This window comes from Streptomyces sp. Q2 (assembly GCF_056820935.1).
On sequence record NZ_JBXEJE010000006.1, the window covers coordinates 58,771 to 82,284 of the forward strand.

Below are 23,514 nucleotides of genomic sequence, written 5' to 3' on the forward strand. Positions count from 1 at the left end.
GACAGCCGACAGCCGACTGCCGACTGCCGACTGCCATCCGCCGCCGCTCCTGGCCGACAGCCGAGGGCGGCGGCCGCATACGGCGGCGAGCCCGTCGGGGCGCGATGCGTCAGGGCGAGGTGCCGAAAGTCAGCCCCCGGGAGATACCACGACCCGCCAGTACGACGGCGGGTACCAGCAAGTGGGTCGCGGCATCGGACCCCACCACCGACAGGGCCGCGACCACGCGGTCCTTCGAGTCGGTGACCGGCGTGGCCACCGAATAGGCACCCGGGCTCATTTCCTCGCGCACGACGGCGACACCGGTCCGCCGGCATTCCGCCAGCGCGAGACGCAGCGCCGCGGGGTCGGTGATGGTGTCCCGCGTGAAGCCGACCAGGCCGTTCCGTACCACCTCGGCGAAAAGGTCCTCGCCCGCATGGGCCAGCAGCACCTTGCCGACGGCGGACGCGTGCAGGGGCAGCCGCCCGCCGACCTGGGACACCACCGGGACCGCTCGGGTCGTGGAGATCCGCTCGACGACGAGGGCGTCGGTGCCGTCGAGGACGGCCAGCTGCACGTGCTGCTGCGTGGCGGCGTGCAGGTCTTCCATGACGGGCATCGCCCGGACGCGCAGCGGCAGTCCGCGCGGGTTGAGCGTGCCCAGCTCCCACAGCCGCAGGCCGATGACGTACGCCCCGCTCGGGACGCGTTCCAGCGCTCCCCACCGCGCCAGTTCACCGACCAGCCGGTGGGCGGTGGCGTGACTCAGGCCGGTGAGCCGGCAGATCTGGGCGAGGGTCAGCTCCGGGCGTCCCGGCGTGAACGCGTCCAGGATCGCCAGAGCCCGGGAGATGACCGTGCGCCCACGGTCGCCGCTGTTGGCCGTCTCCGTTCCCTTCCTCGTCGCCGGCGGACCTCCCGCCTGCGTCATTGTCCCGCCGACCGCGGTACCGCACGCAGAAGGTGTCCATTCACCGGACACCGTACTGACCTTGGTACGGCCGGTCCCGGAAGGTCTCTCGTGGATGCCGACGCCGCCCGACACGGACGTCGCCGCTGATCCAGTCCTGCCTACGGTTGAGAGGAATCGGGAATGCACATGCCCGGAACGTGGCGAACCGGCGTCGGCCTCGACGCCGATGCGCGAAGGAGCGCGTTGCTGCGCTTCGAACACGAGAGTCTGCCCCAGCGGGTGCTGTTCGCCTCGGGTGAGGCGGCGGCGATGGTGCGGGCCGAGGGGGAGCGACTGGGCGCTTCGCGCGTGATGGTGATCGCGGCGCCTGCCGAGTCCGGACTCGCGGAGCGGGTGACCGCAGGACTGCCGGTCGTGCTCCGGTGGGACGAGGTGGTGATGCACGTTCCCCTCGAGGTGGCCGAGCGAGCCCGCTTCGCCGCGAGCGCGGCCGAGGTGGACCTCGTGGTCTGCGTCGGGGGTGGTTCCCCCACCGGCCTGGCGAAGGCGGTCGCGTTGACCACCGGCGTGCCGATCGTGTCCGTTCCCACGACGTACGCGGGCTCGGAGGCCACGAACGTGTGGGGCCTGACCGAGAAGGCGCACAAGAGCACCGGGGTGGACGCGCGGGTCCTGCCGCGCTCGGTCGTGTACGACGCGACGTTGACCGTGTCCTTGCCGGTGCCGATGAGTGTCGCGTCGGGTCTGAACGCGCTGGCGCACTGCGTGGACGCGATGTGGGGGCCTCGCGCCGACCCCGTCGACCGGGCGCTGGCGGGGGAGGGGATCCGCGCACTGGCTGCCGGACTGCCGGCGGTGGTGGCCGACCCGGCCGGCCTTCCGGGGCGTGAGCGCATGTTGTACGGGGCCTATCTGTCGGCGGTGGCGTTCTCGTCGGCGGGTTCGGGCCTGCACCACAAGATCTGCCATGTGCTGGGCGGCTCGTACGACCTGCCGCACGCCGAGACCCACGCGGTGGTCCTGCCCTACGTCCTGGCGTTCAACGCACCCGCGGCCCCGGAGGCCGAGGAGCGGATCGCGACCGCGCTCGGTACCGGTTCGGCGATCGGCGCTCTGCAACGGCTCCGGCACACCGTGGCCGCGCCGAAGGCACTGCGCGACTACGGCTTCGAAGAGGCCGACATCGACGACGCCGCACAGGCCGTCCTGGACGTGGTGCCGGACGGCAATCCGCGCCCGGTGACAGCCAGCGATGTGCGGCGCCTGCTGCGTTCGGCGTGGCGGGGCACGGACCCGCGACCGATGACCGAGGAAGAGGAGAGCTGACATGAGTGAGCCCAGCGGGGCCGCCGTACAGGTGGCCGCCGAGCAGCAGGCACGCGAGCAGGCCCTGGTGGACCAGGTCGTGGCCTCGTTCGACCACGCGAAGGACCCGAGGCTGCGGCAGGTGATGCGGGCGCTGACCCGCCACCTGCACGCGTTCCTGCGCGAGGTGCGCCTGACCGAGGAGGAGTGGGAGTCCGCGATCGAGTTCCTCACCGCGGCCGGACACATCACCGACGACAAACGGCAGGAGTTCATCTTGCTGTCGGACGTGCTCGGGGCGTCCATGCAGACCGTCGCGATCAACAACGAGGCGTACGCGAACGCGACCGAGGCGACGGTACTCGGACCGTTCTTCGTCGAGGGCTCACCCGGGATCCCGCTGGGCGGGGACATCACCGGCGATGCCGCCGGGCAGCCGTGCTGGGTCGAGGGCACGGTCACCGGAACCGACGGCGAACCGGTGGCGGGCGCCCGCATCGAGGTGTGGGAGGCCGACGAGGACGGCTTCTACGACGTGCAGTACGACGACGACCGTACGGCAGCGCGCGGTCACCTCTTCACCGACGAGCGGGGCCACTACCGGTTCTGGGCCATCACCCCCACGCCGTACCCGATCCCGCACGACGGTCCCGTCGGCGCCCTCCTCGCCGCCGTGGGCCGTTCCCCCATGCGCGCCTCGCACCTGCACTTCGACGTCCGCGCCGACGGCAGGCGCACCCTCATCACCCACATCTTCGTCCGCGGCGACGAACTCCTCACCCGCGATGCCGTGTTCGGGGTCAGGGACTCACTCGTCCACGACTTCGTGCAGCATCCCGCGGGCACCCCCACCCCCGACGGACGCGATCTCGCGGGCCGCTCCTGGGCCGGCGTGCGCTTCGACATCGTCCTCGCTCCGCGCACACCGCGGCCGGCAGAGGTATTCCTTCGGCCGACAGGAGCCAGTGAATGAACACCGGGGACAAGCGAATGAGCGACGGGGACAAGCGCCTTGCGCGTGACCTGCGCGTGGCCGTGGTCGGCGGCGGAATCGGCGGTCTCGCCACCTCGGCGTTCCTGCATCGGGCCGGGATCGAGGCGACCGTGTACGAGCAGGCGCCCGCCCTGACCGAGGTCGGTGCCGGCCTGGTCGTCTCCCCGAACGCCGTGTGCCTGCTGCGGGCCCTCGGCCGGCTCGACCGCCTACGCGAACGCGCGGTGCCGTTGCAGGTCGGGTGGGAGTTCCGGCGTTGGGAGGACGGGCGCGTGCTGTTCTCCCAGGAACTCGGCGAGGAATGCGAACGCCGTTTCGGTGAGCAGAGCTATGTCGCGCACCGCGCCGACCTCCTCGCCGCGGTGAGGGCGGCGGTTCCCGAGTCGTCGATACGGCTGGGGACCCGTCTGGCCGGCCTGCGCCGACTGGACGAGGGCGTGGAGCTGACCTTCACCGACGGATCACGGGAGGTCGCCGACGTGGTCGTCGGCGCCGACGGCGTACACACCACCGTGGGGCGGTACGTGACGGAAACGGGCTCGCCGCGGTTCTCGGGAATGTGCGCCTGGCGATCCCTCGTACCGGCACACAGAGCGCCGGCGTTCGCGCGCCGTCCGGTCCAGACGCTGTGGCTCGGCCCCGACCGTCACCTGGTCCACTACCCGATCTCCGCGGGTACGCAGATCAACATCGTCGCGTTCGGGCCCGCACACGACTGGACGACGGAATCGTGGTCGGCCCAGGGACGGATCGAGGACCTGCGCGCCGAGTTCGCCGGGTGGTCGGACGACCTGGGGGCGCTGCTCGCGGCTGCGGAGGGTACCGGGCGTTGGGCCCTGCTCGACCGGGATCCGCTGCCCCGCTGGACGAACGGGCCCGTCGCGCTGCTGGGCGATGCGGCGCATCCGATGTTCCCCTTCTTCGCCCAGGGAGCGGCGCAGGCGATGGAGGACGCCGCCGTCCTGGCCGGCTGCCTCGCCGACCGGCCGGACGACCCGCCTGCCGCGCTGCTCCGCTACGAGAACATCCGCCGCCCGCGCGCCACCCGGGTGCAGCGGCTGAGCCGGGGCAGGGCGGTGAGCAACCACCTGCCCGACGGGCCCGCTCAGCAGGCCAGGGACACCTCGTTCACGAGTGAGGACCCTCTGGCGCACAACGAGTGGCTCTACGGTTATGACGCCGAGCTGGCTCTGCGGGAATCGCCGGTGGGCCGTTGAGCCGGCAGGGATCCGCCCGATCCCGTTCTCCGGCTTCCTGATCGCCCTGATGCGTGCGGCAGAGTGGATACAGTCCCGCGGCCGGCGCGGGCCTGGCCGCTGGCCTGCCGACCCGCTGTCGCCCGGCCCACGCTGTTTGCCGTACCGGCTGCATACACTCTGGGTAGACTCCCGGCGTGACCAGGAGTAAGAGCGAGTCTCTCGATGACCAGGTGGCGGCCGTGGACAGCGGCGCCGGCGAGGTGCCGTCCGTGCCGCCGGACGACACCCCCGGGGTCGCCGTGGGCGGACGCCGTCTCGCCCTGGATGTGCACGGACGGCTGCGCACCATGATCCTCAATGGCGCGCTGCCCCCGGGGTCGGTGCTGCTCCAGGCCGAGATGGCCCGGAAGCTGGGCGTCAGCCGTACGCCGATGCGCGAGGCGTTCCGGCTGCTCCAGGAAGAAGGGCTCATCGACGCGAGCCCCGACCAGCGGGCGCGGGTGCGAGGCGTGGATCCCGCGGAACTCGACGGTGTGTACGGAGCTCGCATCATGCTGGAGACACTGGCCGTCAGCATGACGGCCAGGTCGCTCACCGCCGAGGACGTCGAGGGTTTGGCCGATGTCCTGGTGCGCATGCAGGAACTCGCGGGCGGCGACAGGCCGGAGGAGTGGTACGCCGCGCACAAGGAGTTCCACGGCATCGCGACCCGCGCGGTGGGACCGCATCTGCAGCGCATGCTCGCCTCGTTGGCCGAGCAGAGCGAGCGCTACATCCGGCTCGCGCAGCTCGGCCTGCCCGCTTCGTGGGCCCGGGCGCACAAGGAGCACGAAGCACTGCTGGAGGCCCTGCGGACCAGCAGCCCGGCCGAGGCCGCGAGCGTGATCGCCCGTCATCTCGCGCGCACCGCCCTGAGCGTGCTGGCCGACATCGCCCCGGAGTACGAGCCCATGGCCACGCGGACCGCGCTGGGGATCGTCGGCGGTCAGCCCTGACTCGGGGCGCCCGGGCGGCGGCCAGCCCGTTCGCGGCGCGGTCGTGGCGAGCCCACCTCGACAGAGCCATGCCCCGCCCGGCGTCACCGTGCGGGGCACCACTGACCACAGACGGTCCTCAGTCCTCCCAGTCCTGCGGCCGCAACGTCAGGGCCACGCGCCCGATGCTGTTGTCGTCCTCCATGTAGCGGTGGGCGTCGCAGGCGCGGGCGATCGGGAACGTGCGGTCGACGACGGCACGGAACCCGTGCTCCGCCTGCGTCCACAGGGCCTTCACCGAGGCCGTGTTCCCGGTGCGTACGCCGAGGATGCGGTGGCAGTTGGAGTACAGGCGGAGCAGATCGACCTGGACCTTGCCGCCCAGGAAGGCGCCGGAGGTGACCACGGTCCCGCCGCGGGCCAGGGTGTCCAGGGTGGCGTCCCAGAGGTCCGGGTCCCCGAGGTTGTCGACGGCGATGTCGACGCCGTGACCGCCGGTGGCCTCGCGCACCCGATCGGCGAAGTCCGGAGCAGTGGCGTCGAGCACGACCTCGGCGCCCGCCGCGGCCAGTGCCTTGCGCTTCTCCGGCGACCGGGAGGTGGCGATGATCCTCGCGCCGAGGTGCTGGGCGAGGGCGGCCGTGGTGGAGCCGAGGGCGGATGCCGCGCCCTGGACGAGCACCCAGTGTCCGGGGCGCAGCCCTGCCTGGGCGAGCTGGTTGGCGGCCACGGGGCCGACAAGCGCCAGGGAGGCGGCCATCGCGGGTGGCGTGCCGTCCGGGACCTGATGCACGTTGCGCGCGGGCACCGCGCAGAACTGCGCGTAGGCACCGGGGCGGTGAGTGCCGATCAGGGACAGGCCCGCGCAGGCTTCTTCGCGGCCCTCCGCGCAGTGGGAGCAACTGCCGCACGCGACCGCGGGAAACACCGCGACCCGGTCTCCGACCCGGACGGAGTGCACTCCGTCGCCCAGCGCCGCGACGACGCCGGAGTGGTCCGCGCCCAGGACGTGGGGCAGTTGGAAGCGGGCATAGGGGTGGCGGCTCGCGCGTGCCGTGAGGTCGAGCAGCCGGCCGATGCCGACCGCCGCCACCTGCACGAGCACCTCGCCCGGGGCGGGCCGGGGTGTGCCGATCGTGGCCTGTTCCAGGACGTCCGGGGGGCCGAAGCGGCGGAACACCATGGCCCGCATGGTTTCCGGCACGGGCACCGGTACCGGCCAGGACGGTTCCGCGGTGGTCGTGGGCCCGTTCATGACGCCACCACCTTGTTCTCCAGGCGGCCGATCCGTTCGATCTCGACGACGACGTCGTCCCCGGCGGCGAGGAACTCCCCGCGCGGTACGCCGCAGCCGGCGGGTGTGCCGGTGAGGATGACGTCCCCGGGTTCGAGCCGGGTGAGGCGGCTGGCCGCCGCGACCACCTCGTGTACCGGAACCATCATCTGCCCTGTGGAGGAGTCCTGCTTCACCACACCGTTGACGCTGAGCCGGATCCGCAGGTTCTGCGGGTCGGGAACCTGCCAGGCGGGTACGAGTCCGGGGCCCAGCGGGCAGAAGCCGTCCTGCCCTTTGTGGCCGAGCCAGTCGTAGGCGAACGGATCGGCGACGGGTGCCGCCGCGGTGAGCCGGTCCCGGGCCGAGATGTCGTTCGCCGCGAGGTAGCCGGCCACGTGGGCGAGGGCCTTGTCCGGTGCGAGGTCGCGGCCGGCGCGGCCGATGACGACGGCGAGTTCGGCCTCCCAGTCGACGCGGGCGCCTTCGTAAGCGGGCAGCGGTACCGGGTCTCCCGGTCCCGTCACGGTCGTCGTCGGCGGTTTGAGGAAGAAGAACGGCTCGCCCGGCTTGTCAGGGCGCGTGACACCCATCTCGGCGATGTGGTCCCAGTAGTTGGCGCCCGCGCAGAGCACCTTGCCCGGGTACGTCAGCGGGGGAGCGAGGCGGGCGCCGATGACGGCGTCGGACGCGGCCGGGGTCCACTCGCGCAGCAGTGGCGCGAGCGAGTCCCAACGGCCCAGCACGTCCATCAACGTGAGGCCCCCGATCTCGGGCGGCCCTTCCGACACGGTCCCGTGGGCACTCACGCCGACGGCGACCTTCTCCGAGTCGTCGACCCGGTACTGCACCAGCGACCATTCAGGCATTCTCATGGGTTCCTCCGACAGGCGGCTCACTGAGGGCAGCTGAACCATAGTGGATACACATTGGGGTGTGAAGCGGGGGCCGCGAGAGGCGTGACGGTCGATTACTCGAAGAATCGGCAATGTCTCCCGACAGGGTCTGGACGTCAGCCGAAAAAGGTGTACACACTTGGTGAGGATGGGCTTGTGAGGAACGCGGACCCGTCCGGACCATGAGGAGTGAGCATGCTGCGTGTCACAGGTCTTCTGCACTACGGCCTCCAAGTGCCCTCGCTGGACGCGGGTGAGAGCTTCTACAGCTCCTTCGGGCTGGAGACGTCGGAGCGAGGTGACGCGGTGGTGATCCGCTGCGACGGCCGGGCGCAGGACCAGACGGTGCTGATGGAAGGGCCGGCCAAGCGGCTGCACCATGTGGCCTTCGCCGTGGAGCCGGATTCGCTGCCCGAATGGCAGCGCCGCCTGGAAGGGCTGGGCCTGAAGTTGCTCGACGCGCCGGCCCAGGTTCCCGGAGGGCTGTGGCTGCGCGATCACGAGGACAACCTGATCAACCTCCGCGACGAGGAGATCGCCCCCTGGCGCGACTTCGGTACCACGGACTCGCAGGACGCCAATGTCGGCGACCGCGTCCGCCGTGTCGACCAGGCCCGCTGGCTGACCGCGAGCGAGGAGGCCCGCCCGCAGCGTCTCGGGCACATGCTGATCTTCAGTACCGATCTGGACGCCTCCGAGACCTTCTACGCCCGCACTCTCGGGCTGCACCTGTCGGACCGCATCCGCGGGATGGCCACCTTCATGAACTCCGGGCCCGGCGATCACCACGTCTTCGGATTCGTCCCGGGCACACACCCCGGCCTGCACCACTCCAGCTGGATGGTGGCGGACATCGACCAGATCGCCAGGGGTGCGCAGACCATGGCGGCCGCCGGCCATGCGAAGGGCTGGGGCCTGGGGCGCCACACTCTCGGCTCTAACCTCTTCCACTACATCCAGGACCCGTGGGGCAGCTGGATCGAGTACTCCGGAGACATGGACTGCATCACCGAGAACTGGAAGCCGAACGACTGGGACTGCCCGCCCGCCGTATGGAGCCCCGAGATGCCGGCCGACTTCATCACCAACCAGGAGGAGAAGCCGGTCTGACCCGCGACGGCGGTCGCGGTCCACGGGCGTTGCGGCCTCGCTCACCGGGCGGGGATTCCGCAAACAAGAATCTGTCCCATCGATGATTCCCGTGAGGGAAGCAGCAGCGTAATGTCATTTCCGACCCGAAACTGTGCACACTTTGAGCGGGTTATTGAGTGGGCAGTCGGGAGGTTGCCGTGATCGACTCAGTGAGCGAGCAGGCTGAGCAGAAGCTCCTGCGCGAGCTGTATGCAGATCTCGAAGACCGCAGGCCTGATGCCGCTGTGGACGCAGCGCGCAGACCTCATGCCGATGACGCCCCGGCCAGCCGCGGTCCCCCACCTGTGGCGGTGGGCCGAGCTGCTGCCGATCGCCGAGCGCCGGCGCGCGCCGCGATCGCCGGGTACTCGGTGCTCAACGACGTCACCGCCCGGGACTGGCAGTACCGCACCCCCCAGTGGCACCGGGGCAAGACCTTCGAGGCCACCACCCCCATCGGGCCGTGGCTGGTGACCGCCGACGACCCCGCGGTCGCGGACGAGGGCCTGAGCCTGACGTGCCAGGTCGACGGGGACACGGTCCAGAAGGCCGACACCGGTGACCTCGTCTTCGACCCCGCCACGCTCGTCGCGTACCTGTCCGAGATCGTCACGCTGGTGCCCGGCGACGTGATCGCTACCGGCACTCCGGGCGGCGTCGGCCATGCCCGCAGGCCGGCCCGCTACCTGGCCAAACGCGCGAAGGAGATCGAGCAGAGCGCCCGCCGGCCGGTCGTTGAACTGCGTGGCGACCTGCTCGCGGCCGACGCCCGCCTGGTCGAGGCGCTCACCACACTGCCGGACGCGTGCTGGGACACGACCGTCCCAACGGCCCGGGGCCGGGAGGTGCCCGCCTCGGAGGTGGCCTGGATGCGGGTGCGCGAAGTGTGCGTGCACGCCGTCGACCTGGCCACCGAGACGAGCTTCGACGAAACGTCCCGCGCACCGCCTGGGACACCGTCGTCAAAGCCGTACCCCACCTGCTCGGTGTCCTGGAGAGCATCGAGGACCGCTCCCCGCTCGGCGCCTGGGCCCTGGACCGCCTCGGCCACCTCACCACAGTCCTCGAACTGTCCTCACTCACCCGCGGGCGGGTCATGCACTACGCGATCCCGGAGCAGCTGAAGAAGGACTACGGCCTCTCCTCCACCCTGCCCCGCACCCACCGCTGGACCCCGCCCGCCCCCGCGTCAGGTCCGATCCAGACCGCCGGCCTGGACCGTCGGCCGAACAGACTGCACATGGGGAACATGCGTGACGCATCGGCGTGACTCCGCATCAGCCGGTCCCGTCGGGGCGTCCGAGGATGTGTGTCAGAGGCACGTCGGTATCGGCGAGTTCGGCCGCGTCGACTGCTCGGCGGGAGGTGACGAGGTCGCGGATTGGATCGGTGACGTCCCAGACGTTGACGTTCATCCCTGCCGACACCCGGCCCCCGGCGAGCCAGAACGCGATGAACTCCCGGGTGTCGGTCCGGCCGCGGAAGACCACCTGGTCGTAGGCGCCCGGCTCGACGTGGCCGGTGTACTCCATGCCCAGGTCGTACTGGTCGGTGAAGAAGTAGGGAACGCGGTCGTACGTCACGTCCTGCCCGAGCATCGCCCTGGCCGCGACCTGGGGCTGGTTGAGCGCGTTGGCCCAGTGCTCGACGCGGATGTGCTTGCCGAGCAGGGGGTGGAAGGCGTTCGCGACGTCTCCGGCGGCGTGGACGTCCGGATGCGACGTGCGCAGGTGGGCGTCGACGCGGATGCCGTTGTCGACCTCCAGGCCGGCGGCTGCGGCGAGCCGGGTGTCGGGGGTGATGCCGATCCCGACGACGACCGCGTCGGCGCCGACGCGGCTGCCATCGGTCAGCAGCACGCCGTTCGCCCGGCCGCCGGCGCCGGTGATCTCCGCGACCTGTACGCCGCAGCGCAGGTCGGTCCCGTGATCGGCGTGCAGGTCGGCGAAGACCTGGGCCACTTCGCGGCCCAGCACGCGCAGGAGCGGGAGTGGCGACCTCTCCAGCACCGTGACCTCGACGCCGGCTGCCCGGGCGGCGGCCGCGGTCTCCAGTCCGATCCAGCCGGCGCCGATCACCGCGATGCGGGATGCGGACGTGAGGGCTTCCTTGATGCGGTCGCTGTCGGCGAGCCGGCGCAGGTAGAGCACTCCGTCGAGGTCGGCTCCCGGCGCGGGCAGGCGACGCGGTGAAGAACCGGTGGTCAGGAGCAGTTTCGCGTAGCTGATGCGGCTGCCGTCGGCGAGCGTCACCTCGTGGGCGGCCGGGGCGATCGCGGTGACCGTGGTGCCCGGTCGCAGGTCGACGTCGTGTTCGGCGTACCACTGGGAAGGGTGGACGTAGAGCGTTTCCCGCTCCTCCTTGCCCATCAGGTAGCTCTTGGAGAGCGGCGGCCGCTCGTACGGGCGCTCGCTCTCTTCTCCGAGCAGCACGACCGGTCCGTCGAAGCCCTCTTCCCGGAGGGTCTGTGCTGCCTTCGCGCCGGCCAGGCCGGCTCCGACGATCACGAATGCCGTGTTCGCGGCCATGGTCTCTCCTCTGCTGAAAGGGCTCCGCCCCGCAGGCCGAGGGTGCTCGCCTCGGCGGGCCGGTCCCCTCTGTCGTCGCACGCGGTCGCTCCGGTCGGGGGCCGGCAGCGTCAGGCGGCGAGGGGCTCGGCGTGCAGTTCGGAACGCAGTTGCTCGAACAGTTCGTTGCCGGAGGCGGTGAACTTGGCTATGCCCTCGTTCTCCAGCACCCGCACCACGTCGTCGTAGGACACGCCCACAGCCTCCAGGTCGTCCAGTACCTGCTGGGATGCCGCGTACGTGCCGTGGATGGTGTCGCCTCGGACGCGGCCGTGGTCGGCGACCGAGCGCAGGGTCTGCTCCGGCATGGTGTTGACCACCCCGGGCGCCACCAGTTCGTCGACGTAGCGGGTGTCGGCGTAGGAGGGGTCCTTGACCCCCGTGGAGGCCCACAGCGGGCGCTGGGGGCGCATTCCGGCCGCGGCCGGCGTCTGCCATTCCGGGGACGCGGTGGCCTGCTCGAAGCGCTGGTAGGCCAGACGGGCGTTGGCGATCGCGGCCCGCCCGCGCAGGGCCCGCGCCTCGGGTGTGCCGAGCTTGTCCAGCCGGCTGTCGACCTCGGTGTCCACCCGGCTGACGAAGAAGGACGCCACCGACGCGATGGACGCCAGGTCACGCCCCGCCGCGCGGGCGCGGTTCATGCCGTGCAGGAAGGCGCGCAGGACCTGGTCGTAGCGGTCCAGGGAGAAGATCAGCGTCACGTTGACGCTGATGCCTTCCCCGAGCGCGGTACTGATCGCCTCGAGGCTCCTCTCGGTGGCGGGGATCTTCACGAACAGGTTCGGCCGGTCCACCAGCCACCACAGCGCCCGTGCCTCGGCGATCGTCGCCGCCGTGTCGTGGGCGACGCGCGGGTCCACCTCCAGTGACACCCGTCCGTCGACTCCGTCACTGGCCTCGTACACCGGACGCAGGATGTCGCACGCCCAGCGCACGTCGAACGCCGTCAGCAGCCTGACGGCTTCCTCGACCCGCACCCCGCGCCGGGCGAGATCACCGATCTGCGCGTCGTAGCGGGAGCCCGAGCGGATCGCCTTGGCGAAGATCGTCGGATTGCTGGTGATGCCCACCACGCGCCGGTCCCGCACCAGGTCGGCCAGACCGCCACCGGCGAGCCGCTCCCGGCTCAGATCATCGAGCCAGACCGCCACGCCTTCGGCGGCCAGCCGGTCCAGGTTCTCACTCATGATCTTTCTCCTCGGGTCGTCTCGCGGGATGCCGTCTACCGGCCGTCCGGATCCTCTTCGGGCCGGACAGCGACGTCCTTCACACACGCCCCGGTGGCAGGACCGGACCCGCTCGCCCCGCCGGCTGCGGCGCGCAGTTCCACACAGCAACGTCCCGGGTGAGGGGCGAGGACCGCGTCCACCCCGGATGCCTGCAGCCCGGTGAGGAAGCCGCCGAGGAAGGAGTGGTTGATCCCGCACACCAGCTCGGGCGAACGGGCGGCCAACGGGTGGAAGGGGCAGTTCAGCAGTCGTACCTCGGTCGGAGCCTGCCGGTCGGGTTCGAAGCCGTGCTCCTCCAGTACGGACTCGGAAAGCGTGAGAGCCCGCTCGGGTCCCAGACGGCCGGGACGGCTGCTGGCGCGGGTCGCGGCTCCGAGTTCCTCTCCCCGGTGGCGGGCCGTGCGCAGCGCCGCCACCTGGGCGTCCTCACCCTCCTGCTGATCGAGGACCGCGTCGACGAGGATCTCGGCCAGGACGTCGGGGCGGCGCTCGGGGATGCTGATGCGGATCTCGGTGTCCGCCGGCTCGTAGACCTTGGGCTTGCGGCCGACTTTGCGGATGCCGCCCGGGTTGTCGTAGCGGGAGGTCAGCAGCTCGGCCGCGACCAGTTTGTCCAGGTGGAAGGCGGCCAGCTTCGCCGAGATCCCGGCATCCGCGGCGGCCTCCTCCCGGGTCACCGGCCGGTGGGCGCGCCGTATGAAGCCGTACAGCCTGCGGCGCACCTCGTCCGCGAGCACCGAGACGGCTTCCACCCCCGAAGCGGCGGGGCCTTGGGGTGAAGCCGGAGTCAGGTCAGAGGTCATGCGTCCACAATAACGCCAATCTGCGTGCACGTAACCGGTCATCTGTGTAACCCGCCGCTGGTGACTTGACCTCTCCGGTTAATAAGTCCAATACTGATTGGTGAAACCCTCCGAGAGGACCATGCCATGCCCAGCGAACTGCACCAGCAGGCGAAACAGCCGGTCAGCGCCGCCCTCGCCGGCCCGTACGGGCACCCGTTCCATCCGATCCTGGTCACCGTGCCGATCGGAGCATGGGTGGGCAGCCTCGTCTTCGACATCGCCTCCCACCTCGTGGACGATCCGGACTTCCTCGCCCGCGGTGCGATGTGGCTCATCGCCCTGGGCGTGATCGGGGCGCTGGCGGCCGCGATGGCCGGCTTCCTGGATCTGTTCGCCATCCCCGCCGGCACCGGCGCCTTCCGCATCGGCCTCATCCACATGACGCTGAACCTGCTGGTGACCGCCGCGTACGCAGGCAGCTTCCTGTGGCGTCACGCCGACGGCGGACCGTCCGGAAGCGTCGGTGCCGGCCAGCTCGCACTGAACGCCGTGACGCTGGCCGTGCTCGGCGTCTCGGGGTTCCTGGGCGGCAAGCTCGCCTACCACTACGGCGTCCGGGTCGCCGACGAGGCAACCCAGGCCGAGGGTTTCGTCCCCTCCCGCCGGCACTCGGCCCGCCCCTGACCCGGAGCGCCTTCGGCGCATCCGACGTACACCTCAGCCCCTACTGCTCAGGGAGTTCCCCATGGACATCGCCGCGCTGCTCGCCTGGGTGGTCACCGCCCTCGGTGGCTTCTACATGCTCGGCATCTGGCTTTCCCGCGGCGGGGCCCGCGGCGGCAGCAGCCATCTGCCCGTCCCGGTCGTCTTCGGCCACTTCGCGCTCGCCGCGGTCGGACTCGTCGTGTGGATCCTCTACGTGATCACCGACAAGGACGCTCTGGCCTGGGCCGCCTTCGGTCTCCTGCTGCCGGTCGCCCTGCTCGGCTTCGTGATGCTCGCCCGCTGGATCCCCGCCCACCGCGACCGCGCTGCCGCACCGGCCGGTCCCGACCGGACGGCGCCGGCCGAACGCCACTTCCCCGTCCCCGTCGTCGCGGGACACGGACTCGCCGCCGTCGTGACACTGGTCCTGGTCCTGCTCACCGCACTCGGGATGGGTGAATGACATGACGCAGCACCTTCACTCCGCCCTGCACCTCGCCGCTGCCACCGCCCCCGACCCGATACCGACGACGCCCACCGCCCTGAGCGTGGCCCACGACGCGGAAGGGATGGACCTGTCGGCCGCCGAACTCGCGGCGGCACAGTTCCTCCAGGCCCTGGGCATCGGCACCGAATCCGAGAGCCTGCGCGGCACCCCCGGCCGTATGGCCCGCGCCTACGCCGAACTGTTCAGCCCCCGTCCCTTCGACCTGACCACGTTCCCCAACGACGAGGGATACGACGAACTGGTCCTCGCCCGCAGCATCCCGCTGCGCAGCGTGTGTGAACACCACCTTCTGCCGTTCGTCGGAACCGCCCACATCGGCTACCTGCCAGGGCAGCGGATCCTGGGCCTGTCCAAGCTCGCCCGGGTCCTGGAGCACTTCGCCTGCCGCCCCCAGGTACAGGAACGGCTCACCAAACAGGTCGCCGACTGGCTCCAGGCCCACCTGGAGCCCAAAGGCGTCGGCGCCGTCATCCAGGCCGAGCACACCTGCATGACCCTGCGCGGCGTCCAGGCCACCGGAGCCACGACCATGACCTCCACGCTCCTCGGTCTGCTGCGCGACGACGCCCGCTCCCGCAGCGAATTCCTGGCCCTGACCGGCCTGCCCGGCTGACCGGCTGACCGGCACAGCCGAGCGAGGCGGGATCGGACGATGCCGCGCGGACCAGGAGGTGCTGCACTCCCTATATGGACCAAGACCGGACCGATCCCGCAGACGCGTTCCCGACGCCCCGGCCCGAACTGATCACCCTCGGCCACAGCACCGCGGAGCGGGGAACGCTGGCAAGACTCCTTCGCGAAGCCGGCGTTGCCGCCGTCGTGGACGTCAGGACCGCTCCGGGCAGCCGCCGCGACCCGAACCTGTCACGGCAGCGCCTGGCCCAGTGGATGCCCGAAGAGGGCATCGCCTACCGGTGGGAGTCGCGCCTGGGCGGCTTCCGCACAACGCCGCCGGACTCGCCCGACACGGTATGGCGCAACGCCTCCTTCCGCGGCTACGCCGCTCACACCCGCAGTCCCGACTTCGTGGCCGCGATCGACCAGGTCGTGCGCCAAGCGGCAGAACAGCGCACCGCGGTGATGTGCAGTGAAGCGGTGTGGTGGCGATGCCACCGACGCCTCATCGCCGACTTCGCCGTCCTGGCCCGCGGCATGTTCGTCCAGCACCTGATGCACGACGGACGTCTCATCCCTCACGCTCCGACGCCTGGCGTGCGTCTTCGCGGTGACGGACTCCTTGTGTACGACGACGTCGGCTCGGCCCCGCGATGACGAGCCGACAGCAGGTGCCCAGCTCGTCGGCCAGGTGCACCCGCCATGCCCGAGGTCCGCACCGGCAGGTGGCTCCCGCGGGACGAACGCACCACGCGAGCAACGGTCATGCGGGCCGGCCTTGTGGGCGGCTCGCGACGCCGATCTTCAGCGAGAGCACCGGATGCTCGCCCACCTCGCCGGTACCACCTCCTCCGCGCTGCGCGAGCTGAAGGCCACCGTCGGCCTGCTGCGCCGGCCGAACGACCCCGACACGCCTCTGGATCCGTCTCCCGGACTCGCCCGGCTCCCCGATCTGGTCGCCGCGGTCGAATCCGCCGGTCTCAAGGTCACCGTCACCACCGCACGCCGACGCGGCAGCCGTCCACGTACGGCTCGGGTACGCCCAGGACCGGCTGAACATCACGGTCACCGACGACGGCGTCGCCAACGCCCCGGCGACACCCGTGCCGGGCACCGGCTTCGGCCTCATCGGAATGCGCGAACGCGCCCACTCGGTCGGCGGTGACCTGGATGCGGGTCGCCGGGCGGAGGGCGGCTTCGAAGTGGCCACCGCACTGCCGCTGTACCCGCAGAGTCCGGAAGAAGACCGCAAGCGCGGGACGCGGATCGCAGGCTCATCCACCAGGCCCAAAAAAATTCGGGCAGTGATGTCGAGAACCCGTGACTGGCTCCGTCCCCGCTGTGAACGCGACCAGAATGGGCCGCATCAGCACCGAGGAGAACCACGATGGCCAAGTACCTGCTGCTCAAGCACTACCGCGGCGCCCCGACCGCGGTCAACGACGTGCCCATGGACAAGTGGACGCCGGAGGAGATCTCGGCCCACGTGCGGTACATGAACGACTTCGCGGCCCGGCTCGAGCAGACCGGCGAGTTCGTCGACGCTCAGGCGCTCGCCCCCGAGGGGACGTTCGTCCGGTACGACGGTGAGGGTCGCCCGCCGGTCACCGACGGCCCGTTCGCCGAGACCAAGGACCTCATCGCCGGCTGGATGGTGATCGACGTCGCCAGCTACGAGCGCGCCGTCGAGCTGGCCGGGGAACTGTCCGCCGCCCCCGGATCGGGCGGCAAGCCGATCCACGAGTGGCTCGAGCTGCGCCCGTTCTACGGCGTGTCGCCCACCATCACGGAGTGACACCGGTGACCTCATCGATGAACGAGGTCCTGCTCCGGAGCCTCACGCCGAACGTGCTGGCCATCCTCGTCCGCCGCGGAGCCGACTTCGCGGCGGCCGAGGACGCCGTGCAGGACGCGCTGGTCGAGGCGGTCCGCGTGTGGCCGGCCGATCCGCCGCGCGATGCGAAGGGCTGGCTGGTCACCGTGGCCTGGCGCCGGTTCCTCGACGCGAGCCGCGCGGACACCGCCCGCCGCCGGCGTGAGGAGAGCGTCGACGAGGAGCCGACGCCCGGGCCCGCGCCCGCCATGGACGACACCCTCCAGCTCTACTTCCTGTGCGCACACCCGTCGCTGACGCCGTCGTCCGCGATCGCCCTCACCCTGCGTGCCGTGGGCGGGCTGACCACCCGCCAGATCGCCCAGGCCTACCTGGTGCCCGAGGCGACCATGGCACAGCGCATCAGCCGCGCCAAGCGCACCGTCAACGGCGTGCGGTTCGACCAGCCCGGCGACGTCGCCACCGTGCTGCGCGTCCTCTACCTGGTCTTCAACGAGGGCTACTCCGGCGACGTCGACCTCGCCGCCGAGGCCATCCGGCTCACCCGGCAACTCGCTGCCGCCATCGACCACCCCGAGGTGGCGGGGCTGCTCGCGCTCATGCTCCTCCACCACGCCCGGCGCGCCGCGCGGACCGCACCCGACGGCAGTCTGGTCCCGCTCGCCGAGCAGGACCGCGGCCGATGGGACACCAACTCGATCGCCGAGGGTGTCGAGATCCTGCAGGCGGCCCTCGCCCGCGACCGGCTGGGGGAGTTCCAGGCCCAGGCCGCCATCGCGGCACTCCACGCCGACGCGCCCACCGCCGAGGAGACCGACTGGGTGCAGATCGTCGAGTGGTACGACGAACTCGCCCGCCTGACCGACAGCCCCGTCGTCCGGCTCAACCGCGCGGTCGCCGTCGGCGAGGCGGACGGACCACGCGCCGGCCTGGCGGCCCTGGCGGCGCTGGACGACACCCTGCCCCGCCACACCGCGGTGGCGGCGTACCTCCACGAGCGCGACGGCGACCTGACCACGGCGGCACGCCTGTACGCCGAGGCGGCCCACAAGGCCCCCAACCTCGCCGAGCGCGACCACCTGACGCGCCAGGCCGCCCGGCTCAACGCCCGGAAGTACAGCTGACGAGGCTCGCTCGGATCCTCCTGCGGCACGTGGCGCGGCCCGCGGCCGAAGCGGTCACCTCGATGTGAGTGGCCGGGACTGTGAGCAGCCGGATCGAGACCATCCGCACGACGCGTCGCCGGCGGGGAAGCCAAAGTTCAGCGGCGCGACGACACCTCACGTGCGTCGGGCCTCCGGTGCTGTGCTGAAGAGGGGCACCAGGGCTGTGCGGAGATCTTCGATCTGCCGGTAGTGCAGGGCCGTCATGCCCACTTCGCCGGCTGCCACGACCTTGGCGGCGGTGTCGTCGATGAAAAGGCAATGGTGGAGCGGGGCACCGACGCGTTCCGCGGCCAGGAGGTACACGCGGGGATCAGGCTTGATGACGCCGACGCGGCAGGTGTTCACCACGGTGTCGGCGAGGTCGTCGAGCCCTTGCCGGGCGACACGGTAGAGGGAGTTGGCGTAGGCATCGAGCCACTGGCCCGCTTGGCGGAATGCTTCATCGGCGTCGAGCCCTGCCATGCCGGCCAGGATCCGGGCGATGCCTCCGTCGAGCCGGTCGAGCACGATCCGGGCGCGGGCGAGGGCGTACTGCTCGAAGCCGGGTGTGGCGACGGCGCGGAACTCGTCGAGGGTGAGGACGACGAGGTCGAGGTCCGGGGTGCGATGCCCCGTGAACCGAGTGAATGGGCGTTGCCACGCCATCGGCGAGGACGACGTACAGGTCGTGGTCGGAGTGCTCTGTGCTCATGCCCTCGTGGGCCTGCGACCCCTTGACGACAAGTCCGACGACGGCCGGATCGGCGGCGGCGAGTTCGACGAACGCGTCGTAGGTGATGGGTTGCCGAATAGTCATTGCGTGATCTCCGGTGTGGCGATGACGGGTGTGCCAGCCAGGCGACCCGGAACTCATCGGGGTCGCTCGCACCGTCTGCTTCGGCCTTGGCCGCCGCCCGGAAGATCAACGCATGTGCGGACTCTCCCGGCCGGCCAGATGGCAGGTCTCGCATTCGGCCGCCTCAAGTGGGGGCAAGTGGCAGATCGGTCCGGATCCGAACCCCTCCGCACGGCGGCTTTGCTGTCATGAACGCGCATGGTCTGCGCAGACTTCTGTCCCCTCGAAGCCGCTATCGTGCTGCCGTGACCGGTTGTGCAGAGCGTCCGCTCCTCTTCCTTGATGTCGACGGACCGCTGATTCCGTTCGGGGCGGCGCCTGACCTGTATCCGTACGGGTATCCGACGTATCAGGCGGACCCCGCGTCAGCGGTGGCCGATGCGAACCCGCTCGTGGCCAGGATCAATCCCGGGCTGGGGCCACGGCTGACGGCCCTGTCGTGCGAGTTGGTCTGGGCCACGACGTGGATGGCCGAGGCGAACGAAAGCATCGCACCGCGGCTCGGCCTGCCCGAGCTGGCCGTGGTGGTCTGGCCCGAGCCCTGCGACGAGGACGACCAGGACGAGCGCGACGGTCTGCACTGGAAGACCCGCGGCCTCGTCCGGTGGGCAGTCGGCCGCTCGTTCGTCTGGGTCGACGACGAGATCACCGACACGGATCGGGCCTGGGTCTCGGCGCACCATCAAGGGCAGGCCCTGCTCCATCGCGTCGATCCCGCCCGGGGCCTCACCGACGCCGATTTCCTCGCTCTCGAGGAGTGGCTGCGAACAGAGCCCACGAGATGATCCCGCTTCCCGCCTGACCGGGCGTGAGCGCGAAGGCGCGTCGTGGCACGCGCCCCGTCCGACCCCGCCGGCGCCCGCCCCTCCATGGGCTCAAGACGATTCGCGGACGACCAGCTCCGTGGGAAGCGTGACGTGCCGACGCGGTTCCTCGGGATCGCCGATCTCCTCCAGAAGGATGTGGGCGATCATGCTGCCGATCTGCTCGACGGGCTGACGCACGGTGGTGAGCGGCGGATTGCTGTGCCGGGCGATGATGGTGTCGTCGAATCCGATCACGGCCACGTCGTCCGGGACGCGCCTGCCGTGCCTGCGCAGTTCCACCAGCGCACCCGCCGCCATGACGTCCGAGGCGACGAACACGGCGTCGAGTTCGGGGACTCGTTCAACGAGTGAACGCATCGCTGCCTCGCCGCCCTCCTCGGTGAAGTCCGCCGAGGCCACGAGCCGGTCCGTGGCCTCGTGGCCTGCCTTCTCGAGGGTCTCGCGCCAGCCCTGGAGCCTGCTGCGCGCCACGTCCATGTCGAGCGGTCCGCTGATGGTGGCGATGGTCCGCCGCCCCCGGGCGAGCAGGTGGCCGACGGCCGCGGCGGCGCCGCCGGCGTTGTCGGAGTGCACGTGACTGAGTGATTCGTCGCGGGAGCGGCGCCCGGCGAGAACGGTGGGCAGCCCCATGTCCTCCAGGAGTCCCGGCAGCGGGTCGTGTTCGTGCACCGACACCAGGAGTACGCCGTCGACCCGCCGCTCCGCCACCGACTCCGTGAGTTGGTCCCGCTCGGCCTGGTCGCGTACGAGCACCAGTTGGAGTTGCGTGCGGGTTTCCGCGAGGGCGGTGCTGACCCCGCGGATGACCGCGGAGAAGTAGGGCTCCGAGCCAAGCCTGCTCGCCGACTCGGGGATCACCAGGGCCACGGAGTTCGTCCTGCTCGTCACCAGCCCCCGGGCAACCGAGTTCGGTACGTAGTTCAGCTCGGCGATGGCGGCGAGCACGGCGGCCCTGGCCTTCTCGCTGACGAGTTCCGAGCCGTTGATGACTCGTGAAACCGTGGTGCGTCCGACACCGGCGCGCGCGGCCACGGTCTTGATGGTCGGGCGTTGCCTGCCACCCATGACGCCTCCCTCGCTTCTGCGGTGCCCATACGGCTCTCACCTGCGCGCATTGTGTCAGACGGCGCGGAGCGTCCGCAGGGTCCGAGCGTGAAGGCAGGAAATCCTCCCGCAACGAAGTGGATTCGACTTCTTGACAGACACCTTTCGCGGCGGCCAGGCTTCGAGCTCCTGAGTGGGAACGTTCCCATCGCAGTTTGGGAACGTACCCACCGGACAAATCGTGCCTACGGAGCGGACCGTGGGGCGCGAACTCCGGTGCGTCAGCGCCGCCGCTAGGAGGACCAAATGGACAAGCTCCGAAGGAAGTCGCGTACGAGAGTCGTGGCCGCCGTGTCGGCTGTGTCGGCTCTAGGTCTGGTCGTGAGCTGCGGGGGCAGCGACGGGGGGACCGGTGGCGGGAAGAAGGACGGCAAGGTCACCATCACCATGGGGCTCTTCGGCGTCATGGGCTTCAAGGAGACCGGTCTGCTCGACAAGTACATGAAGGAGCACCCGAACGTCGTCATCAAGGCGGACGTCGCGGGCGACGAGCAGACCTACTACACCGCCCTGCAGACCCACTTGGCCGCCGGCAGCGGTCTGAAGGACATCCAGGGCATAGAGATCGGTCGGGCCAAGGAACTGTCCGACACGCAGAAGGACAAGTTCGTCGACCTGGCCGGTGTGGCCGGGACGGACCACTTCCTTCCGTGGAAGCAGAGCCAGGTCACCACCGCGGACAAGAAGGTCATCGGCCTCGGCACCGACATCGGCCCGATGGCTGTCTGTTACCGCAAGGACCTCTTCGAGCAGGCCGGCCTGCCCACCGACCGCGACGAGGTCGCCAAGCTGTGGGAGGGCGACTGGTCGAAGTACGTCGCCACGGGCAAGCGGTTCAAGCAGAAGTCGAAGGCCGACAAGGTCGCCTTCATGGACAGCTCCAGCGGGCTGTTCAACGCCATGATCTACGGCGACTCCCAGCAGTTCTACGACAAGGAGGGCGAGCTGATCTACGGCACCAACCCTGTCGTGAAGGACGCGTGGAAGCTGGCCTCCGAGGCGGCCACGTCCGATCTGACCGCGAAGCTCCGCCAGTTCCAGCCCGGTTGGGACCCCGGCCTGGCCAACAGCACCTTCGCCACCACCGTCTGCCCGGCATGGATGCTCGCGCACATCAGCGAGAAGGCGGGACCCACGAACAAGGGCAAGTGGGACGTCGCCAAGGCGCCCAAGGGCGCCAACTGGGGCGGAGCGTTCCTCGGCGTGATGGAGAAGAGCCCTGTCAAGAAGGAGGCGCAGGAGCTTGTCGCCTGGCTCACCGCCCCCGAGCAGCAGGCCTACCTCTTCAAGGAGATCGGCAACTTCCCCTCGTCGCAGACCGCGTTGGCCCTGCCCGAAGTGGTCGATGCCAAGTCGGACTACTTCAGTGGCGCGCCCATCGGCAAGATCTTCAGCGCCGCGGCTCAGGAGATCCCCGACGAGCAGGTGCTCGGCCGCAAGGACGGCACCATCAAGGACATCTTCTCGCAGGGCCTGACCTTGATCGAGGCGCAGAACAAGAGCCCGAACGAGGCGTGGAAGACCACTGAGACGCGCATCGAGAAGGCCGCCGGCTGACCTCGGGCCCCGTTGCCCGTCCTCCGCGGCAGCCCGGCGCCCCACACGGCCCGTGTGGGCCGCCGGGCCCCCTGCCCGTCCCCCTCATCCTCCAGGAAGGACGCCTTCCGGTGGCCATCTCCACCTCGACACCCCCAAACGGTGCGCCCGCCACCGCCCTGCCGGCCGGGACCGGCTCCGGCGGGGACCGTCAGCGGCGCCGTACGCTGCTGCACCGCCTCGACCTCCGCGGCGCGCCGTACGCCTTCATCGCCCCGTTCTTCGTCGTCTTCGCCGCCTTCAGCTTCTACCCGCTCATCTACACCTCGTGGATCTCCCTGCACCGCGTCGAACTGTCGACCCTGAACCTGATGGAGTGGGTCGGCTTCGACAACTACACGGCGCTGTGGGACGACGAACGCTTCTGGAACGCGCTGCTCAACACGATCACCATCGGCGTCCTGTCGACCGTGCCGCAGCTGTTCATGGCTCTCGGGCTGGCGCACCTGCTCAACTACCGGCTGCGCGGCTCGACGTTCTTCCGCGTCGCCGCGCTGACGCCGTACGCCACGTCGGTGGGCGCCGCGGCCCTGGTGTTCACGATGCTCTTCGAACGCGACTTCGGCATGATCAACTGGATGCTGAGCCTGGTCGGTGTCGACAACATCGACTGGGAGAACAACAAGTGGGCCGCGCAGACGGCGATTTCCTCGATCGTCATCTGGCGCTGGACCGGCTACAACGCCCTGCTCTACCTCGCGGCGATGCAGGCGATCCCCCGCGACCGGTACGAGGCCGCGGCCATCGACGGCGCCTCGCGGTGGCAGCAGTTCCTGAAGGTCACCGTTCCCGGCATCCGTTCCACCATCGTGTTCACCATCGTCCTGTCCACGATCGGCGCCACCCAGCTCTTCGGTGAGCCCCTGATCTTCGGCCAGGGCCCGAACGGCATCACCGGGGGAGCGGACAACCAGTACCAGACGCTGGGACTGCTGCTGTACGAGGAGGGCTGGAAGAACTACCAGATGGGCCGTGCCGCCACGGTCGCCTGGGCGATGTTCCTGTTGCTCATTCTCGTGTTCGTCGTCCAACGAGTCGTCAAGCGCGTCACCGCGCGCAAGGCCTGACCGGGAGGT

At 70.4% G+C, this 23,514-nt stretch carries 22 protein-coding genes and 3 pseudogenes; 16 read left to right on the forward strand and 9 right to left on the reverse strand.

Going from position 1 to position 23,514, the window contains the following annotated elements; translation table 11 throughout:
• Positions 1-109 precede the first annotated feature (109 nt).
• Complete coding sequence (locus tag ACWBNA_RS08455; RefSeq protein ID WP_482703611.1) at positions 110-913, reverse strand: IclR family transcriptional regulator; 804 nt, start codon at positions 911-913, stop codon at positions 110-112.
• 228 nt (positions 914-1,141) lie between these two features.
• Between ACWBNA_RS08455 and ACWBNA_RS08460 the strand changes: the two genes are divergently transcribed.
• From ACWBNA_RS08460 to ACWBNA_RS08475, 4 genes are all read left to right on the forward strand, one after another.
• Positions 1,142-2,221, forward strand: a complete 1,080-nt coding sequence (locus tag ACWBNA_RS08460; RefSeq protein ID WP_482703759.1) for a maleylacetate reductase — start codon at positions 1,142-1,144, stop codon at positions 2,219-2,221.
• Between the two features lies 1 nt (position 2,222).
• Positions 2,223-3,173 carry a dioxygenase family protein gene (locus ACWBNA_RS08465; protein ID WP_482703612.1) on the forward strand — a complete coding sequence of 317 codons (951 nt, stop codon included), beginning with the start codon at positions 2,223-2,225 and terminating at the stop codon, positions 3,171-3,173.
• Positions 3,170-4,411, forward strand: coding sequence for an FAD-dependent monooxygenase (locus tag ACWBNA_RS08470; protein ID WP_482703613.1), 1,242 nt, complete (start codon positions 3,170-3,172; stop codon positions 4,409-4,411). The genes ACWBNA_RS08465 and ACWBNA_RS08470 overlap by 4 nt, the downstream gene beginning before the upstream one ends.
• Positions 4,412-4,587: 176 nt before the next feature.
• Positions 4,588-5,388: a GntR family transcriptional regulator gene (locus ACWBNA_RS08475; protein ID WP_482703614.1), complete on the forward strand. Its 801-nt coding sequence runs from the start codon at positions 4,588-4,590 to the stop codon at positions 5,386-5,388.
• Positions 5,389-5,506: 118 nt separating this feature from the next.
• Here ACWBNA_RS08475 and ACWBNA_RS08480 read toward each other — a convergent pair whose 3' ends face one another.
• Both ACWBNA_RS08480 and ACWBNA_RS08485 read right to left on the reverse strand, forming a co-directional pair.
• The gene (locus tag ACWBNA_RS08480; protein ID WP_482703615.1) at positions 5,507-6,622 is read right to left on the reverse strand and encodes a zinc-binding dehydrogenase; all 1,116 of its coding nucleotides are present in this window, start codon (positions 6,620-6,622) and stop codon (positions 5,507-5,509) included.
• The gene (locus tag ACWBNA_RS08485) at positions 6,619-7,509 is read right to left on the reverse strand and encodes a fumarylacetoacetate hydrolase family protein (RefSeq protein ID WP_482703616.1); all 891 of its coding nucleotides are present in this window, start codon (positions 7,507-7,509) and stop codon (positions 6,619-6,621) included. Before ACWBNA_RS08485 ends, ACWBNA_RS08480 begins: the two co-directional genes overlap by 4 nt.
• Positions 7,510-7,731: 222 nt before the next feature.
• Here ACWBNA_RS08485 and ACWBNA_RS08490 point away from each other — a divergent pair, with 222 nt between their 5' ends.
• The 3 genes and pseudogenes from ACWBNA_RS08490 to ACWBNA_RS08500 form a co-directional block, all read left to right on the forward strand.
• The gene (locus ACWBNA_RS08490; RefSeq protein ID WP_482703617.1) at positions 7,732-8,646 is read left to right on the forward strand and encodes a VOC family protein; all 915 of its coding nucleotides are present in this window, start codon (positions 7,732-7,734) and stop codon (positions 8,644-8,646) included.
• A gap of 332 nt (positions 8,647-8,978) precedes the next feature.
• Positions 8,979-9,566: pseudogene (locus ACWBNA_RS08495) on the forward strand (fumarylacetoacetate hydrolase family protein); the annotation flags it as partial.
• Between the two features lie 35 nt (positions 9,567-9,601).
• Positions 9,602-9,937: pseudogene (locus ACWBNA_RS08500) on the forward strand (hypothetical protein); the annotation flags it as partial.
• A gap of 7 nt (positions 9,938-9,944) precedes the next feature.
• On the opposite strand, the gene ACWBNA_RS08505 reads toward ACWBNA_RS08500, so the two are convergent.
• The 3 genes from ACWBNA_RS08505 to ACWBNA_RS08515 form a co-directional block, all read right to left on the reverse strand.
• Positions 9,945-11,195, reverse strand: a complete 1,251-nt coding sequence (locus ACWBNA_RS08505; RefSeq protein WP_482703618.1) for an NAD(P)/FAD-dependent oxidoreductase — start codon at positions 11,193-11,195, stop codon at positions 9,945-9,947.
• A 110-nt stretch (positions 11,196-11,305) separates the two neighbouring features.
• A complete protein-coding gene (gene tal, locus ACWBNA_RS08510; RefSeq protein WP_482703619.1) occupies positions 11,306-12,421 on the reverse strand; it encodes a transaldolase in 1,116 nt (371 codons plus the stop codon).
• Positions 12,422-12,456: 35 nt separating this feature from the next.
• Positions 12,457-13,266 carry a helix-turn-helix transcriptional regulator gene (locus tag ACWBNA_RS08515; protein WP_482703620.1) on the reverse strand — a complete coding sequence of 270 codons (810 nt, stop codon included), beginning with the start codon at positions 13,264-13,266 and terminating at the stop codon, positions 12,457-12,459.
• A gap of 126 nt (positions 13,267-13,392) precedes the next feature.
• Between ACWBNA_RS08515 and ACWBNA_RS08520 the strand changes: the two genes are divergently transcribed.
• The 4 genes from ACWBNA_RS08520 (at position 13,393) to ACWBNA_RS08535 (ending at position 15,733) form a co-directional block, all read left to right on the forward strand.
• Positions 13,393-13,932 carry a DUF2231 domain-containing protein gene (locus tag ACWBNA_RS08520; protein WP_482703621.1) on the forward strand — a complete coding sequence of 180 codons (540 nt, stop codon included), beginning with the start codon at positions 13,393-13,395 and terminating at the stop codon, positions 13,930-13,932.
• Positions 13,933-13,993: 61 nt separating this feature from the next.
• The gene (locus ACWBNA_RS08525; RefSeq protein ID WP_482703622.1) at positions 13,994-14,416 is read left to right on the forward strand and encodes a hypothetical protein; all 423 of its coding nucleotides are present in this window, start codon (positions 13,994-13,996) and stop codon (positions 14,414-14,416) included.
• A 106-nt stretch (positions 14,417-14,522) separates the two neighbouring features.
• Positions 14,523-15,074, forward strand: a complete 552-nt coding sequence (folE, locus tag ACWBNA_RS08530; RefSeq protein ID WP_482703760.1) for a GTP cyclohydrolase I FolE — start codon at positions 14,523-14,525, stop codon at positions 15,072-15,074.
• A 74-nt stretch (positions 15,075-15,148) separates the two neighbouring features.
• Positions 15,149-15,733 (forward strand): DUF488 domain-containing protein, encoded by a 585-nt coding sequence (locus ACWBNA_RS08535; protein ID WP_482703623.1) that lies wholly within the window; start codon positions 15,149-15,151, stop codon positions 15,731-15,733.
• 106 nt (positions 15,734-15,839) lie between these two features.
• Here the strand turns inward: ACWBNA_RS08535 and ACWBNA_RS08540 are convergent, their stop codons facing one another.
• Entirely contained in the window at positions 15,840-16,190 is a 351-nt protein-coding gene (locus ACWBNA_RS08540) for a hypothetical protein (protein ID WP_482703624.1), read from the reverse strand.
• Between the two features lie 273 nt (positions 16,191-16,463).
• Between ACWBNA_RS08540 and ACWBNA_RS08545 the strand changes: the two genes are divergently transcribed.
• Complete coding sequence (locus ACWBNA_RS08545; protein ID WP_482703625.1) at positions 16,464-16,871, forward strand: YciI family protein; 408 nt, start codon at positions 16,464-16,466, stop codon at positions 16,869-16,871.
• A 17-nt stretch (positions 16,872-16,888) separates the two neighbouring features.
• Positions 16,889-18,034, forward strand: coding sequence for an RNA polymerase sigma factor (locus ACWBNA_RS08550; RefSeq protein WP_482703761.1), 1,146 nt, complete (start codon positions 16,889-16,891; stop codon positions 18,032-18,034).
• 156 nt (positions 18,035-18,190) lie between these two features.
• On the opposite strand, the pseudogene ACWBNA_RS08555 reads toward ACWBNA_RS08550, so the two are convergent.
• A pseudogene (locus ACWBNA_RS08555) lies at positions 18,191-18,872 on the reverse strand (HAD-IA family hydrolase).
• Positions 18,873-19,156: 284 nt separating this feature from the next.
• On the opposite strand from ACWBNA_RS08555, the gene ACWBNA_RS08560 reads away from it, so the two are divergent.
• On the forward strand, positions 19,157-19,696 hold the full coding sequence (locus tag ACWBNA_RS08560) for an HAD domain-containing protein (protein ID WP_482703762.1): 540 nt from the start codon (positions 19,157-19,159) through the stop codon (positions 19,694-19,696).
• 90 nt (positions 19,697-19,786) lie between these two features.
• Here the strand turns inward: ACWBNA_RS08560 and ACWBNA_RS08565 are convergent, their stop codons facing one another.
• Positions 19,787-20,803: a LacI family DNA-binding transcriptional regulator gene (locus ACWBNA_RS08565; protein WP_482703626.1), complete on the reverse strand. Its 1,017-nt coding sequence runs from the start codon at positions 20,801-20,803 to the stop codon at positions 19,787-19,789.
• A 285-nt stretch (positions 20,804-21,088) separates the two neighbouring features.
• Here ACWBNA_RS08565 and ACWBNA_RS08570 point away from each other — a divergent pair, with 285 nt between their 5' ends.
• Positions 21,089-22,399, forward strand: a complete 1,311-nt coding sequence (locus ACWBNA_RS08570; RefSeq protein WP_482703627.1) for an extracellular solute-binding protein — start codon at positions 21,089-21,091, stop codon at positions 22,397-22,399.
• A gap of 110 nt (positions 22,400-22,509) precedes the next feature.
• On the forward strand, positions 22,510-23,505 hold the full coding sequence (locus ACWBNA_RS08575) for a carbohydrate ABC transporter permease (protein WP_482703628.1): 996 nt from the start codon (positions 22,510-22,512) through the stop codon (positions 23,503-23,505).
• Positions 23,506-23,514: the final 9 nt, after the last annotated feature.